Annotated in this window: 14 protein-coding genes and 2 pseudogenes; 14 read left to right on the top strand and 2 right to left on the bottom strand. The window is 66.9% G+C overall.

From position 1 onward, the window contains the following. Window positions 1–6 precede the first annotated feature (6 nt). From ACZY0R_RS26280 to ACZY0R_RS26245, 8 genes and pseudogenes are all read left to right on the top strand, one after another. On the top strand, window positions 7–459 hold the full coding sequence (locus ACZY0R_RS26280) for a MaoC family dehydratase N-terminal domain-containing protein (protein ID WP_488862475.1): 453 nt from the start codon (window positions 7–9) through the stop codon (window positions 457–459). 1 nt (window position 460) lies between these two features. Further along, on the top strand, window positions 461–886 hold the full coding sequence (locus tag ACZY0R_RS26275; protein ID WP_488862473.1) for a MaoC family dehydratase: 426 nt from the start codon (window positions 461–463) through the stop codon (window positions 884–886). Between the two features lie 28 nt (window positions 887–914). Further along, window positions 915–1742 carry an SDR family NAD(P)-dependent oxidoreductase gene (locus ACZY0R_RS26270; protein WP_488862471.1) on the top strand — a complete coding sequence of 276 codons (828 nt, stop codon included), beginning with the start codon at window positions 915–917 and terminating at the stop codon, window positions 1740–1742. 38 nt (window positions 1743–1780) lie between these two features. Further along, window positions 1781–1945: pseudogene (locus ACZY0R_RS26265) on the top strand (acyl-CoA dehydrogenase family protein); the annotation flags it as partial. Window positions 1946–2222: 277 nt separating this feature from the next. After that, window positions 2223–3017, top strand: a complete 795-nt coding sequence (locus tag ACZY0R_RS26260) for an SDR family oxidoreductase (protein WP_488862469.1) — start codon at window positions 2223–2225, stop codon at window positions 3015–3017. 13 nt (window positions 3018–3030) lie between these two features. Next, window positions 3031–3852, top strand: coding sequence for an enoyl-CoA hydratase/isomerase family protein (locus ACZY0R_RS26255; RefSeq protein ID WP_488862467.1), 822 nt, complete (start codon window positions 3031–3033; stop codon window positions 3850–3852). Window positions 3853–3903: 51 nt separating this feature from the next. Then, window positions 3904–4110: a hypothetical protein gene (locus tag ACZY0R_RS26250; RefSeq protein WP_488862465.1), complete on the top strand. Its 207-nt coding sequence runs from the start codon at window positions 3904–3906 to the stop codon at window positions 4108–4110. A gap of 89 nt (window positions 4111–4199) precedes the next feature. Further along, window positions 4200–5738, top strand: coding sequence for a class I adenylate-forming enzyme family protein (locus tag ACZY0R_RS26245; protein WP_488862463.1), 1539 nt, complete (start codon window positions 4200–4202; stop codon window positions 5736–5738). A gap of 75 nt (window positions 5739–5813) precedes the next feature. Here the strand turns inward: ACZY0R_RS26245 and ACZY0R_RS26240 are convergent. Together ACZY0R_RS26240 and ACZY0R_RS26235 are read right to left on the bottom strand one after the other, a co-directional pair. Beyond that, window positions 5814–5981, bottom strand: a pseudogene (locus tag ACZY0R_RS26240) (nitric oxide dioxygenase); the annotation flags it as partial. Between the two features lie 294 nt (window positions 5982–6275). Beyond that, the gene (locus tag ACZY0R_RS26235) at window positions 6276–8729 is read right to left on the bottom strand and encodes a TonB-dependent receptor (protein ID WP_488862461.1); all 2454 of its coding nucleotides are present in this window, start codon (window positions 8727–8729) and stop codon (window positions 6276–6278) included. A 168-nt stretch (window positions 8730–8897) separates the two neighbouring features. On the opposite strand from ACZY0R_RS26235, the gene ACZY0R_RS26230 reads away from it, so the two are divergent. The 6 genes from ACZY0R_RS26230 to ACZY0R_RS26205 all read left to right on the top strand — a co-directional run bounded on the left by ACZY0R_RS26230 (window position 8898) and on the right by ACZY0R_RS26205 (window position 15138). Continuing rightward, complete coding sequence (locus ACZY0R_RS26230; protein WP_488862459.1) at window positions 8898–10313, top strand: histidine kinase; 1416 nt, start codon at window positions 8898–8900, stop codon at window positions 10311–10313. Beyond that, window positions 10310–10933 (top strand): response regulator transcription factor, encoded by a 624-nt coding sequence (locus ACZY0R_RS26225; RefSeq protein WP_488862457.1) that lies wholly within the window; start codon window positions 10310–10312, stop codon window positions 10931–10933. The genes ACZY0R_RS26230 and ACZY0R_RS26225 overlap by 4 nt, the downstream gene beginning before the upstream one ends. A gap of 228 nt (window positions 10934–11161) precedes the next feature. Beyond that, complete coding sequence (locus ACZY0R_RS26220) at window positions 11162–12157, top strand: tripartite tricarboxylate transporter substrate binding protein (RefSeq protein ID WP_488866181.1); 996 nt, start codon at window positions 11162–11164, stop codon at window positions 12155–12157. Further along, a complete protein-coding gene (locus tag ACZY0R_RS26215; RefSeq protein ID WP_488862455.1) occupies window positions 12157–12957 on the top strand; it encodes an ABC transporter ATP-binding protein in 801 nt (266 codons plus the stop codon). The genes ACZY0R_RS26220 and ACZY0R_RS26215 overlap by 1 nt, the downstream gene beginning before the upstream one ends. Continuing rightward, window positions 12954–13964 (top strand): PQQ-dependent catabolism-associated beta-propeller protein, encoded by a 1011-nt coding sequence (locus ACZY0R_RS26210; RefSeq protein WP_488862453.1) that lies wholly within the window; start codon window positions 12954–12956, stop codon window positions 13962–13964. The genes ACZY0R_RS26215 and ACZY0R_RS26210 overlap by 4 nt, the downstream gene beginning before the upstream one ends. Continuing rightward, on the top strand, window positions 13957–15138 hold the full coding sequence (locus ACZY0R_RS26205) for an ABC transporter substrate-binding protein (protein WP_488862451.1): 1182 nt from the start codon (window positions 13957–13959) through the stop codon (window positions 15136–15138). The genes ACZY0R_RS26210 and ACZY0R_RS26205 overlap by 8 nt, the downstream gene beginning before the upstream one ends. The last annotated feature ends 18 nt before the right edge of the window (window positions 15139–15156 follow it).

The raw sequence follows: 15156 nt of genomic DNA, 5'->3' as shown, positions 1-15156 counted from the left end.
ACGACCATGATCGACAAGCATTTCATCGGGCACACTTTCCCTTCGTTCAGCGTGCCGGTCGAGGCCGGGCGGTTGCGCTTCTTCGCCAAGGCGACCGGACAGGCAGACCCGCTTTACATTGAGGAAGCTGCTGCCAGCGCCGCCGGCCATCCGGCATTGCCCGTGCCGCCGACTTTCCTGTTCTGCCTGGAGATGGAGTCGCCCGACCCGGCGGCCATCCGCAACCTGCTTGGCATGGACTACCGCAGCTTGCTGCATGGCGAGCAAGGCTTTACCTACCACGCCATGGCTTACGCCGGCGACACGCTGACCTTCACGCAACGCATCGACGACATCTACGAAAAGAAGGGTGGCGCTCTGGCGTTCGTGGTTCGAAAGACAGAGGTCACCAACCAGAGCAACGCGCGAGTGGCCGAACTGCGCTGCGTCACCGTTATCCGCAACACGATGGGGAAATGAGATGACATCACCTGCAGTTGACCTGGACCGCGTGAAGGTGGGAGATAGCCTGCCTTCGCTCGAACTGCCGCCGATCTCCCGCTTGAATCTGGCGCTCTACTGCGGCGCGTCGGGAGACCACAACCCTATCCATGTGGACACTGATTTCGCGCGGGCCGCAGGCATGCCCGACGTGTTCGCTCACGGGATGTTGTCCATGGCCTGGCTCGCTCGCCTGCTCGCACAGTGGGTTCCGCAGCCCGCGATTCGCGATTTCAGCGTGCGGTTCGCTGCCATCACCCAGGTCGGAGAACGCATTACCTGTGCCGGCCGCGTTGTGGAACTGTTGTCCAAGGACGGCGAGCGGTGCGCCCGCGTCGAAGTTGCCACGACCTACCAGGATGGCCAGACAAAGCTGGCCGGCGAAGCGCTGATCGCTCTTGCCTGATTCCTCCCAACCCATATAGGCATTCACTATGACTCGCAAACTAGAAGGAAAGGTCGCCCTTGTCTCCGGTTCGGGCCGCGGCATCGGCCGCGAAATCGCACTCAAGCTCGCTAGCGAAGGCGCGCGAGTGGTGATCAACGACTTGGACGCTGCCCCGGCTGAGCAGACCGTGGCCGAGATCCGCGCGTGCGGAGGAGAGGCTGCGGCCTGCGTCGGCAGCGTGACGGATGCTGGCTTCGCCGACCGCTTCGTTCAGCAGGCGCTGGCGAGCTTCGGGGGCTTGGACATTATCATTAACAATGCCGGCTACACCTGGGACAGCGTGGTGCAGAAGATGACTGACGAGCAGTGGGAGGCAATGCTCGCCGTGCACCTGACGGCACCGTTCCGCATCCTGCGCGCTGCGTCCGGCTTCATTAGGGACGCGGCCAAGCGCGAGGCCGAGGCTGGCACGCCGGTCTTCCGCAAGGTCGTCAATATCTCCTCCACCTCGGGCGTGTACGGCAATGCCGGGCAAGCCAACTACGCCGCCGCCAAGGCGGGCATTAACGGCTTGACCAGGGCGATGGCCAAGGAGTGGGGCCGCTACAAGGTGAACGTCAACAGTGTCGCCTTCGGACTGATCATGACTCGCCTGACTGAGGTCGCCGCGGATGCCGACGCGAAGATCGACATCGCTGGCCAGCAGATCAAAGTTGGCGTGAATCCGCAAGTGTTGAAGAACGCCGAGGCGCTGATTCCGTTCGGCCGAGGCGGCACGCCCCACGAGGCGGCGGGAGCGGTTTACATGTTCTGCATCCCAGAGTCGAACTATGTCAGTGGCCAAGTGCTGGTCTGCGGCGGGGGCAGGCCATGAGCACCGCCGCACACCCTTGAACCGATTCCGATCTGGTGATGGTGCGTGAGACCGCACGCCGCTCCTTCGACAAGGATTGCGTGCCCAATGAGGCGCGCTGGGCCAAGCAACACCATGCCGATCGTGACATCTGGTTCAAGGCCGGAGCGGCCGGGCTGCTGTGCGCGAGTATCCCCGAGGAATATGGCGGCGGAGGGGGCAGCTTCCTGCACGAGGCCGATGAGCCTGCAGAATACGCGCTTCAAGCTCGCGGAGTGCGCGACCCGGGCAGAGGTCGCGCGCAGCCTTGTGGGCGATTGCATCCAGCGCTTGCTACGCCGAGAGCAAGGTCTGGCCCGCGGAGGTGGAGAACGTCATGTACGAGCCGAAGTCCGGCACCGGCAAGATCCTTTGGCGCGAATTGCAGGACGCGCATCGCACAGGAAACGGGCAATGACTGGCCCATTCGCACAACCAATATCCCAGCAAGCAGGAGACCGCATGACTTCCATCGATCAATTTCAGGACAAGACCGTTTTCGTGGCCGGCGGCAGCAGCGGCATCAATTTTGCCATTGCGAAGGCGTTTGCCGAGCGCGGCGCCCGCGTAGCGATCGCGAGCCGTACGCCGGAGAGGGTGCAGGCCGCAGTAGCGCAATTGCGCGAGCTTGGCGGGGAAGCGCTGGGCTTCGCCGCCGATGTGCGGGACGCCGATGCGATCGCCGAGGCGCTAGGTCACGCCCATGCTGCGTTCGGCGACATTGACGTGCTCGTATCCGGCGCCGCAGGCAATTTCGTTGCGCCTGCTCTGGGCATGTCGACCAAGGGTTTTCGCACCGTGGTGGACATCGATCTTAACGGAACATTCCACGTCCTGCGCGCGGCCTACGCCTACCTGCGCAAGCCAGGGGCCTCGGTATTGAGCATCTCGGCGCCGCAGGCCTTCAATCCGACGAAGTACCAGGCGCATGTCTGCGCGGCGAAGGCGGGGGTGGATATGCTGACCCGCGTGCTGGCCATGGAGTGGGGTGGCGACGGCATCCGCGTCAACTCAATAGTGCCTGGCCCGATCGGCGACACAGAGGGCGTGCGGCGTCTGGCGCCGACGCCGGAAGCCCTCGCGCATATGCAGGCTTCGATCCCGCTACGCCGTTTCGGCCGAGTCGATGACGTGGCAGATATGGCGCTATTCCTGAGTTCGCTGCGTGCGCAATTCGTAACCGGTGCGGTGATCCCGGTGGACGGCGGCAGTTCGCTGGCCGGAGGGCGCGATCTTGGCTCCGCTGTGGCCGCCTGAATCGGAGAAAACCATGGAACAAGCCTTCCAAACCATCCGCTTCGAAGTTCGTGAGCAGGTCGCCACGCTTACGCTGGACAACCCGGGCAAGCGCAATGCGCTGGACCCGGCCATGCGCGTGGAGGTTGCGCGGGTGGTGGCGCATGTTCGGCAAGAACGCGAGATTCGGGCCCTGGTCATCACCGGGGCCAACGGCCATTTCTGCTCCGGGGGCGACCTGAAGAACATCGCTGGCGCGAACCTCGACAACGAGGGCTGGCGCGCACGTCTACAAGAGCTTCACGAATGGCTGCAGGCCTTGTTGACGCTGGACAGGCCAGTCATCGCCGCGGTAGATGGGGCCGCCTACGGCGCTGGCTTTAGTTTGGCACTGGCGGCCGATTTCGTGCTCGCTACGCCGCGCGCTCGCTTTGCGATGTCCTTCCTGCGCATCGGCCTGGTGCCTGACTGTGGTGCGTTCTATACCCTGCCGCGTATCGTGGGTGTGCAGCGAGCCAAGGAGTTGATGCTCTCGGCGCGCGAACTCGGCGCGACCGAGGCACAGCAACTGGGCATCGTAATGGAGTTGCATGCGCCGGATGCCCTGCTAGCGCGCGCCCACGCCCTGGCTGCGAGTTTCGTGAAAGCCTCACCGGTTGCAGTGAGCCTGGTCAAGCGCACGCTGGCCGCCACCGGCGGCGGCGACCTCCAGGCTCTCCTGGAGATGGAGGCTTCCGCCCAGGCACTGGCAATGGGCACGGCGCAGCATCGTGACGCGGTGAACGCCTTCCTGAGCAAGCAGCCGGCACCGTTCCAGTGGCCGCCCGCGTCATCATCCGGTGCTGCGCCCATCTGACCGAAGCCAGCTGCCGGTTGCAAGCATAGTGTCCCGCGGCGCCCCTAGACCATGGAAATGCAATTCATGGCTGCTGAGATCGACACTTCCACGCCGTTCAGTCAGGTGGCCTTCAATCACCTGCCGGGCTTGCGCCGTGAATTTGCCGTTGCTGGTGTGGCGCGACTGTCGTTGCAGCCACGGGCCGATCTGACCAATAGCTTCCACAGCCTTCATGGTGGCATGCTGATGCTGGCATTTCTTGCCAATGGCTTTTGATCCGATTTGCGGTTGCCGCGATCTTTTACATGCGCTTGAATGCAGGCTAGACCCGCTCCAATCGGGCGGACAAGACATAAGGAGACAAGATGTACCTCACCGCTGGTCTGCATCGTGCATTGCAACGCCATCCCGACAAGACAGCCCTGGTGGACGAGAGCCGGCGGCTTTCGTTCCGTGAGCTGCACGCGCGCGTTGCGTGCTTGTCTGCAGGTCTGCAGCGCTTGGGAGTGCGGCCAGGGGACCGCGTTGCCGTGCTCGCGCCGAATCGTGGCCGCTACGTTGAAACCGCCCTGGCGGTCTGGTGGAGCGGAGCGGTGCTCAACCCGGTCAATACTCGCTGGAGCGAGGCCGAGATGGTCTATGCGCTGAACGATTGCGGCGTGCGCGTACTTCTGATCGATGACGCCTTCGTCGCCCTTGGGCGCGAGTTGGGGAAGAAAGTACCAAGCCTTGCCACGATCGTTCATCTTGGCCATCAGCCCACGCCGCAGGGCATGCAAAATTACGAAGTACTGATCGCCTCGAGCGACCCGGTGGAGGACGTTCGCTGCGCAGCCGAGGAACTGTCAGCCATCCTCTACACAGGTGGGACCACGGGCTTTCCCAAAGGTGTGATGCTCTCGCACGGAAATCTCTGGAGCTCAATGGTGGGACGCATGGCGGAGGTGCCCAATCCGGCGGACTTCGTCACGTTGCTTGTGGCACCGCTTTTTCACGTCGCAGGGCTCGGGCGGCTGGTCGGCCAGATTGTCGTGGGCGGAACCTGTGTCACGCTGCCGGCCTTTCAGCCGGAGGTCGTACTGCGCACCATAGAGCAAGAGGGCATTACTGACTTGGTAATGGTGCCTAGCATGATCCAGATGCTTGTGGATGACCCGGCGTTCGGTCGGCACGACCTATCTAGCATCCGACGTATCCTCTGGGGCGCCGCGCCCATGGCCCTGCCGTTGTTGGAGCGGGCACTTGCGGCGTTCCCTGGGGTTGAGTTCATTCACGCCTATGGCATGACGGAGACCGCGGCGTCGGTTTCGGTCAACCGCATCGGCAGCGCCCCGGAAGACCGCCGGGACCCGCGGATCCGTTCGGCAGGCCGCGCCGGCTATGCCACCGAGATCCGCATTGCCGACCTCGAGGGCAAGGAGGTCCCCTACGGCGCGCCGGGCGAGATCCAGGTGCGCGGGCCCGTGGTAATGATGGGCTATTGGAATCGCCCCGAGGAAACAGCGCAGGCTTTGCGTGATGGCTGGTTGCGTACCGGCGATGGCGGCCACATGGACGCCGAGGCCTATCTCTACGTGGTGGACCGGATCAAGGACATGATCATTTCCGGGGGGGAGAATGTCTATCCCGCCGAGGTGGAGGAGGCACTGGGCCGGCATCCCGCAGTCGCCGTCAGCGCCGTGATTGGCATCCCCGACGAAAAGTGGGGCGAGGCGGTGCACGCCGTGGTGCTGCTGCGCGAAGGAACCCAGGTCTCGGAAGAGGAATTGCGTACGCATTGCCGCTCCAGTCTCGGTGGCTACAAGTGCCCCAAGAGCATAGAGTTCCGCGTCAGTCTGCCACTTTCCGCGGCAGGCAAGGTGCTCAAGAACGAGTTGCGCAAGCCATACTGGACTGGCATGTGAGCCCGGCGACGTCGCCTTTGGCCGCCATTTTTCCGGACCTGCTGCTGACTATTCGGTTGAAGGCTCAGAACTGTTCTACTCATCGAATAGGTCCGGCCCGAACACTTCATGGTGACTCCGCGTCTCTGGGATGCCCAGGTTCTGCAGGGCATCGTGCTGCATCCGCATGAACGGGATCGGTCCGCAGATGTAGTAATCGGCGTCGGGCAGCATGACGGAATCCTTGATCAAATTGACGTCGACACTCCTCCAGCCCGTTCGCTTGAGGCCAACACACGACATGCCATAGTCCGCGGGTAGCCAACACGCCGAGCGGCAGCGGCCGCTATGGCGTGCCGTTGTTGACATCCTTCAAGGCAGGATGGATGAGCAGGCACCACAGGTGCCGCCAGAGAGCCTGTTGGGCAAGGCGATTGCCTGCACCCGGAACCAGTGGAAATACCTCCGTCGCCATCAGCGCCCCGCGGCCGCTCAACTTCGCCAAGCATCAAGCCCAGGCAAGCACCACCTGATGCCACGCGTGCTTCCATTGTCGGATCACATGCGGTAAATCACGCCGGCCCAGACGCTGCGGGGAGCGCCGGGGGCGACGAACAGTGCGCTGGCGTTGTCTCCCTGCGTATTCTGCGGACGTAGCAGATTGCCGTTGGGAAAGACGTCATTGGCGATCTGCCCGTAGGTCTCGTAGCGGCGGTCGAACAGGTTGGCCACACGCACGTAAACCTCGAAGCCTTTGCTCACGCGATACGAGGCGCGCAGGTTGACCGTGGCATACCCCGGCGTACTCCAGTTCAAGGACTTCGGCGCCTTGCCGGGCTGCGGGTCGGCGCGCAGGCCGTCTTCGTTGCCGCTGGTGACGCTGCTGGACACGCCAACCAGGTCGGCGCCCAGGGTCAGTTCGGGCAGCGCCTGCCAGTCCACGCCCAGCTTGATGGTGTGGCGCGGCAGGCCGGCCAGGCGCATGCCCGGCTTGACGTCGATGGTCCGTTCGCCCACCGCGAGCTGCCCGGTGGCCTGATAGGTGGCGTCGAGATAGCTGTAGCCGAGGCGCAGGGTGACCTTGCCCAAGCGCTGCCGGGCGGACAGGTCGAAGCCCTGGTTGCGCGTCCGGTCGAAATTGGCGAAGTAGCCCTGCTGCGTGTTGGGGGCGCGCAGGAAGAGGATGTCGTCGTGGTTATCAACGCGGTAGAGTGAGCCGGACACTTCCGTATCCTTCGAGGGCCGCCAGCGCGCGCCCACTTCATAGGAGTGCGAGACGACCTGCTTGAGGTAAGGGTCGGCCTGCAGGCCGGCAGGCAGGCGGCAGGGCTGGGCGGGATCGGCGCAGCCCAATTCGAGCGCCGTCGGCACGCGGTTGTTCTGGGCGTAGCCGCCAAATACCGAGACCCCGGCGCCCAGCTTCTGCGTAACGCCAAGCGCGGGGTTGAGCCTGCGGTAGGTGAAGCTCTCGTTCGGCTGCTCGCTGCCGTCGCTGTTGCGCAGCGTATTGCTCACGGCCACGTGGTTCCACCGGGCCGAACCAGTCACGAAGGTGCTGGGCGTCACGGCCCAGGTGTCCGACAGGTACAGGCCAATCGCGCGCGAGGTGCCGCTGACGCCGGAGAACAGTTCGTTCGGCGCATCCGGGTCCGCGATCACGCCGCGGTCGTCGGTAAAGGTGCCGAGCTGCTCGTACTGCGAGTACGTCAGGCGGCTGCGGTCGAACGTCAGCCCGGCGTTGATCAGGTGCTTTTCCGTCTCCTTGGCTAAGCTGAACGCCATGCCGATGGACTGCTGCCACATGTGCGTCGTGTTCAGCACCGCCGGATCCAGCGCCGCGCCTTCGTCCCGGGTGTAGCCGCAGCGGGACTTGCGCGGGCTGCCGTCGGCATTGAAGCCATCTTCGCAGTCTTCCGTGTAAGCAGCGTAGACCGGGTTCACGTCCCCGTTGGTGGTGTCGCGGCGGCTGGTGCGCACATAGGCGAGCACGGCGGCGCTGGTCTTCTCGTCGAACCAGTGGCGGCCGTTGAGGGCGGCCTGGGTGACCATGTTCTCGGTTTTGTCGGGATAGGTATAGACGGCACCGCGATTGCTCTCGTAGAGCCCGGGCAGCATGGCATTGCCGCTAGCGCGGTAGCTGGGCACCAGGCCGTTTCCGATCAGGATGCTGCGCCCATGCAGCACGGAGACGTCCCAGCTGTTGGTCTCGCCCTCGTGCCCGGCCTTGATGAACAGGTTGCCGAGCCGGCCCTCGGAATGATCGCGCCAGCCGTGCTCCTGGAACAGGGTGCCGGCGGCGAAGGCGTGCCAGCCGCTGTCGCTGCGGATGCCGCCCGACAGGTCGGCGCGCTTGCGGTTGCCGCTGCCATAGGAGAGATCGGCGGTGAAGCCAGGTGAGGTCAGGCCCGAGCGGGTGGTCATGGCAAGCGCGCCGCCAAGCGTGTTGAGGCCATAAGCGGGGTTGGCGCTGGAGACCAGCGAGACGCTTTCCAGGGCGGACTCGGGAATCATGTCCCAGCTCACCACATCGCTGAAGGGCTCGTTGACGCGGATGCCGTCCAGGTAGACAGACAGCCCTTGCGACACGCCCGGGATCGACGAGGCGCGAAAGCCGCGGTAGGTGAGGTCGGTCTGGAAGGGGCTGCCCTGGATGTCGTTGACGTTGACGCCGGTGAAGTTACGCGCCAGGTATTCGGCGAGGGTGCCGGTGCGCGTGCCGTTCAGCTCGTCGCCGCTGGCCGTCTGCACCGTGTAGGGCACGACATCGCGGTCCACGCCGATGCCGGGCAGCGGAGCCGCCGCCACCACCAGGACCTCGGGCAGCGTGGCACTGTCCCCGATTTGCACACCATTGTCCTGTTGTGCAACAGCGGGCAGGGCGGCCAGCAGTGCCACGGCCAGTGCGATGGCGGTGACCGCGCCGCGCCGTGGCGCGCCGCGGCGGGGCGCCGGGCGCAGGGCAGCGCCTCGCGGCACGGCACTGCGCCTGGGCGGGGGTAGGTTGGCTGGCATCTTGCATCTCCTCGGAATGATTGGCCGGGGCACCTGCGTTGGGTGCCGGCCTGGCGGAAACAACTCGAGGGACAGGGAGCAGGTTCCGTACCTCGGGCTTCGGGAATACCTCCCGATCCGCAGGCGATGTCCACCGGCCACCGCAACCTTCAGGGGGGCGTCATTGCCATGACGATGTCTCGCTATCTGTTACGCCGTGCCATCTGGATCTCCGCGGCCTGCCTGTGTTGTGCGCTGCTGGTCGCGCTATGGCTCGCGGTGCGCGCCATCGGCGACGAGCGCCGTGGCGCGGACGCCATGGCACAACTGATTCCGCGCCTATCGGCCTTGCAGATGGCGGCTCCGGCCGAACGCGAGGTGCATCTTGCCGCCCTGCGCGCCATCAATGCATCGGCCCGGATGCGCCACTTGTGGCTGCATCTGGAGGACGCCACGGGCCAGGTGCTGGTGAGCGCGCCGCAGCCACGGGACAGCTCCGCCTGGGGCGGCCTGCTAGTCCTTCCGGGCCTGGGCGCCGATGCGGCGCGGCCGGAAAGCCGCTGGGAGATCCACACCCGCGACGGCGCCACCTACCGCGCCGCCTTGCGCTGGAATCCTGAGAGCGAAATCCAGGAAGCCCGCGACGACATGGCCGGCAACCTCGCCGTGCTAGCCGTCTATGGCGCGCTGCTGCTGTTTGGCATCCACTGGGCCCTGGGACGGGCGCTCGCCCCCCTGCAACAGATCCTGGAGGCTATCCGTCGCTACGAAGACAAGGACTACAGCGTGCGCCTGCCGTCCATGCGCACGCGCGAGATGGACCAGGTCGGCCGTGCGCTCAACCACCTGGCCGGTGCGCTGGACGATGCCCAGGCGGAGCGCCGCGCCCTGAGCCGCAAGCTGCTGACTGCCCAGGAAAGCGAGCGCGCGCGCCTGGCGCGGGAGCTGCACGACGAGTTCGGCCAGGTGCTCACCGCAATGCGCGCCGATGCCGCCTATCTGGTACGCAAGAGCGTCCATGAGCCCGTGCTGCAACTCGTGGCCAACGACCTGGCCGGGCATTGCGCCAGGATTCAGCACGAGGTACGCCATCTGCTGCACCGGCTTCGGCCGCACGGCGTGCAGCCCGACGGCCGCCTCGCCTCGGTGGAGCGCTTGCTGCAGGACCTGGTGCAAGCCTGGCGCGACCAGCCGGGCCAGCAGACGCAGGTGGACTGTGAGGTGGCGCTTGGCGGCATGGCGCCGGGCCCGGACCTGGTCCTGACGCTGTACCGGATGACGCAGGAAGCGCTGACCAACGCGATGCGCCATGCCGGCGCGCGCCGCGTGGCGATCCGCATTGCCGCCACGGCCGCAGGGGAGGCGGTGCGCTGGAGCGTGGAGGACGACGGCCAGGGCATTGCCGACGTCGCCGCGGCCCTGCAGCGCAGTCATGGCCTGCGGGGGATGCAGGAGCGCGCGTGGGCCCATCTGGGCACGCTGCACATCGAGCCCGCCTCTGCTGCGGTCCTTGCCACGCCCGGCTGCCGCCTGAGTGCCAGCTTTCCGCTTGCGCGGCAGGCCTTCGCCGAGCCGGTTCAACCGCATGGGAGCCAGAGCCAATGAAAACGATCGACATAGTCATTGCCGATGATCACGCGGTAGTGCGCACCGGGTACCGGCGGCTGCTCGAACTGGAGGAGGGGGTGCGCGTGGTGGCCGAGTTCGGCGATAGCGATGCCGTCTACGCCTGGCTGACGCAGCATCCGGCCGACGTACTGATCCTGGACCTGTCGATGCCCGGACGCGGCGGCATGGAGGTGCTGCAGCGGCTGGGCGCGCGGGTCCCCGCATTGCGGATCCTGGTGTTCAGCATGCACGACAGCGCCGCCATCGTGAGCCAGGCCATGCGGGCCGGCGCCGCCGGCTACCTGACCAAGAGCAGTGCGCCGGAGGCACTGGTGGACGCGGTGCGCAAGGTGGCCAACGGGGGGCAGGCGCTGTCCGACGATGTCGCCGGCCTGGTCGATGCCGGCAGCCGGCCGCCGCCGCACCTGGCCTTGTCGCCGCGCGAGTTCGACCTGTTCCGCCTGTTTGCGCGCGGCACGGCGATCGAGGAAGTGGCAGCGCAGCTCTATCTCAGTACCAAGACCGTGGCGAACTACCAGACGCTGATCCGCAAGAAGATGGGCCTGGCCAACCGGGTGGAAATGCATCGCTATGCGGTGGAGCACGGCTTCGGCTGAGGCTCTGTTTCAAAACGGGACAGGTCTGGCCCGGGCGCTGGTGGCGTGTTCCATGCTGGGACAACCATCAGTAGCGCACTGCACAACGAGCAGCCTTACCGCGATGCCTGGCGGCCTCCAGGATGACGCAGGAGAAGGCCAGGCGCCCGACAGCGCGCATGTTGCGCCGCACATGGTATCGGCCTTGCTCTTCTAACCAGCATGAACACTTCCACCTTCTGCCATGCCATGCTTCGTCGCCTCGCTTTCGCGCTGCTGCTCTGCTTTGGCCTGGCGCATGCGCTGGCCAACGCGCTGGCCGCGCCAGCGGAGGGGGCGCCGCGCTTTCCGGTGCGCCCGATCACGTTGATCGTGCCGTGGCCGGCGGGCGGTGCCACCGATATCTCGATGCGCGTACTGGCGGAACTGGCCGGGCGCGAGCTCGGCCAGCCCATCGTGGTGGAGAACAAGCCGGGCGCCGGCGGCACGCTGGTGGGCGGCGCGCTTGCCGCCGCGCGGCCGGATGGCTACACCATCGGCCAGCTGCCGCTGACGGTCTATCGCTTCCCGCATCAGCAGAAGACCGCGTGGCAGCCGCTGCGCGACATCCAGCCGGTGCTGATGATCTCCGGCTACACCTTCGGCATCGTGGTGCCCGCAGACAGCCCCTTCCACACGCTGGATGACCTGATTGCCTGGGGCCGTGCCCATCCCGGCGCGCTGACGGTGGGTTCGACCGGCATCGGCACCACCGCCCACCTCGCCATGGAGGATGTGCTCGGATGCAGCGGCGTGCGCTACGTGCACGTGCCTTACCGCGGCACCGCGGACCAGATGCTGGCGGTGGCCAATGGCTCGCTGATGGCGGGCGTGAATTCGACCGGCTTCGCGCCCTTCGTGGAGAGCGGGCGGATGCGCCTTCTGGCCGTGTTCAGCGCGCAGCGCTCGGCGCGCTGGCCCGAGGTGCCGACCGTCAGCGAGCTGGGTTTCGACAACGCGATCCACAACTCGCCGTATGGCATCGGCGTGCCGCGCGGCACCGACCCGCTGATCGTCAGCCGCCTGCACGACGCGTTCCGGATCGCCATGCAACAGCCCCGCCACGTGGCCGAGCTGGCCAGGTACGACCAGGAACTGACCTACCTGAACACCGCCCGGTACGAGGCCTACCTGCAGCGCGCCTGGGAGGCGGAGCGGCGCTTCGCCGAGCGGGTGGGCACGGCCCAGCCGAAGGAGCACCTGTGATGGCCCCGGAATCCCCGCTGGCGCTGCGCTGTGAAGCGGTGCGCAAGCGCTTTGGCAACCAGCACGCGCTGGACGGCGTTTCGCTCGACGTGCGGCGCGGCGAATTCGTCGCGCTGCTGGGCCCCAACGGCGCAGGCAAGACCACTCTGTTCCAGATCCTCAGCGGCTTGTTCGTGGCCGACGCGGGGCGCGTCACGGTCATGGGGGCGGATATGCGGCGCCACCCGGTGCGCGCGCTGGCCCGCCTCGGCATCGTGTTCCAGCAGCCGGCCATCGACCTGGACTTGTCGATCTCATCGAACTTGCATTTCCATGCCGGCCTGCACGGGCTGCCGCGCCGCGTTGCCGCCGGGCGGATTGCCCGGCTGCTGGAGGATTTCGGCCTGGCGGAGCGGGCAGGGGCATCCGTGCGCGAGCTCTCGGGCGGCAACCGGCGCAAGGTGGAACTGGCGCGCGCGCTGTTGCACGAGCCCGCCGTGCTGCTGATGGACGAGCCTACGGTCGGGCTCGATCCGGCTTCGCGCGCGCAGATCGTTGCCGATGCGCGCCGGCTTGCCGCGCAGGCGCAGGCCGGCGTGTTGTGGGCCACGCACCTGGTGCAGGAGGTGGAGCAGGCGGACCGCGTGATCGTGCTGCATCGGGGCGCGGTGCGCTTCGATGGCACGCCGGCCGCGCTGCGCGGCGCCGCCGAGTGCGACAGCCTGGAGCAGGCCTTCCTGGCCCTGACCAGCTTCCCCGCATCGCCTGTCCGTGCCACCGCGCGCGCCAGCGAGCCCGTCGCCGAGCGTACCCCAGCATGAACAAGCCGCCCACCCTTGGCTTTATCGCCTGCGCCACCCTGGCCGCCATGTTGCTGCTGATCGCCGCCGGCGTGGCCGGCGCCGCTGAAAGCCGCAACGCCACCGGGCAGGTCTTCGTCTCCAGCGAGAAAGACGATGCCGTGGCCGCCTATAGCGCCGCCAGCAGGCAACTGATTGCCGTCTGGCGGCAATGCAAGCGCCCGCGCCACCTGCAGTTGTCGCCGGACCGGCGGCGCCTTTACGTGGCCTGCAGCGACGATAACCGGGTGGACGTGGTCGACGTGGCGAGCCGCAAGACCGTGGCCTCGCTGCCGGTCGGCGACGACCCGGAGCTGTTCGACCTCAGTCCCGACGGCCGTACGCTCTACGTCTCCAACGAGGAGGACGGACTGCTGTCGGCCTACGACATCGCGTCCGGCAAGAAGGTGTTTGCCATCAAGGTGGGCGAAGAGCCCGAGGGCGTGAAGGCCAGCCCGGACGGCAAGCGCGTGTACGTCACCTCGGAAGTGGCCAACCTGGTCCATGTGATCGACGTGGCATCGCGCAAGCTGATCAGGAACATCCGGGTCGGCAACCGCCCGCGCCGCCTGCTGCTGGCCATGGACGGCAAGGAGCTGTGGGTGACCAATGAACTGGCCGCCAGCGTCAGCGTGATCCGCACCGATACGCTGGAAGTGGTGCAGACCATCGCCTTCACGCCAAAGGGCTTCCGTGCGGAGGACGTGACCCCGGTCGGGCTGACCGCCAGCAGCGACGGCAAGCGCGCCTATATCGGGCTGGGCCGCGCCAATCGCGTGGCCGTGGTCGATGTGGCTTCGCGCCGGGTGCTGGACTACGTGCTGGTGGGCCGCCGCGCCTGGGGCCTGGCGCTGACGCGCGACAACGCCTTGCTCTATGTGGCCAACGGGCTGTCGGACGACGTCAGCGTGGTCGACACCGCAAGCAACAAGGCCGTGACCACGCTCAAGGCCGGCAGGGTGCCGCATTCGGTGGCGATCGATGATTAGTCCGGCGACCGGGCTGCGCTGGCTGGCCGTGTTCGCGTTGCTGGCGGCCACCGCGCACGCGGCTGAAGTAAGGGTGGCCGTGGTTTCCATGGCCGGGGATGCACGCTATGCACCCAGGCGGATGGAGCAACGCTATCCCGGCCAGCCGCAAGGCCGTCCCGTGGACGGCGCGCGCGTGGCAGTGGCGGAATCGCGCTTTGCGCTGGAAGCCGCCGGGCAGGTCCTGCGGCTCGATGCGCAGGAAGCCGGCGGCGAGGCCGAGGTGGGGCCGATGGTAGCCGCGCTGGCGCGCCAGGGCACGCGCTTTATCCTGCTGGACCTGCCGGCTCCGGCGGTCAGGCTGGCGGCGCTTGCGGTCAAGCCGGGCGAAGCGCTGCTGTTCAACGTTTCCGCCGATGACGACGAACTGCGCGGCGCCGGCTGCGCGCCGCACCTGCTCCACGCGCTGCCCAGCCGGCGCATGCAGGCGGACGCGCTGATGCAATACCTGGCGCTGCGCAAGTGGCGCCGTGCGCTGTTGCTGAGCGGGCCGTCGCCGGAAGACGCGGCGCAGCGCGCCGTGCTCACGCAGGCTGCCCGCCGCTTCGGCATTGCCTGGTCGGCGCAGCGCGCGTTCAAGCTGTCAAACGATCCGCGGGAGCGCGAGCTGGGCAATCTCGGCCTGCTGACTGCCGGCGTGGACTACGACGTGGTGGTGGTCGCCGATGCCGACGGCGAGTTCGCGCGCGGCGTGCCCTATGCCACCCAGCTGCCCCGCCCGGTGGTAGGTGCCAGCGGACTGACCGGCCAGGCCTGGCACTGGGCCTGGGAGCGCAACGGCGGGCCGCAGCTGAACCGGCGTTTCATCAAGGCGGCAGGCCGTCCCATGACCGGCTACGACTGGGCCGCGTGGGTGGCTGTGAAGGCGATCGCCGAAAGCGTGGCGCGGCAGCCCAAGGGCGGCTTTGCCGGGCAGGCCGAGGCGCTGGTCTCCGAGGCGGTGGTGGTGGATGGCTTCAAGGGGCCGCCGCTGTCCTTCCGGCGCTGGGACCGCCAGTTGCGCCAGCCGGTCCTGCTGGCGCATCCCGACGGCGTGGTCGGCGTGGCGCCAGTGGAGGGCGTGCTGCATCCGAAGAACAATCTCGACACGCTGGGCGCCGATGCGGCCGACACCGCGTGCCGTCCAGGCAAATAGAGGGGGCGACGCCCAGGC

This window comes from Cupriavidus sp. F041, assembly GCF_057814235.1.
Note: the sequence above shows the minus strand (reverse complement) of the source record. Positions and strands in the feature narration are given on the sequence as shown.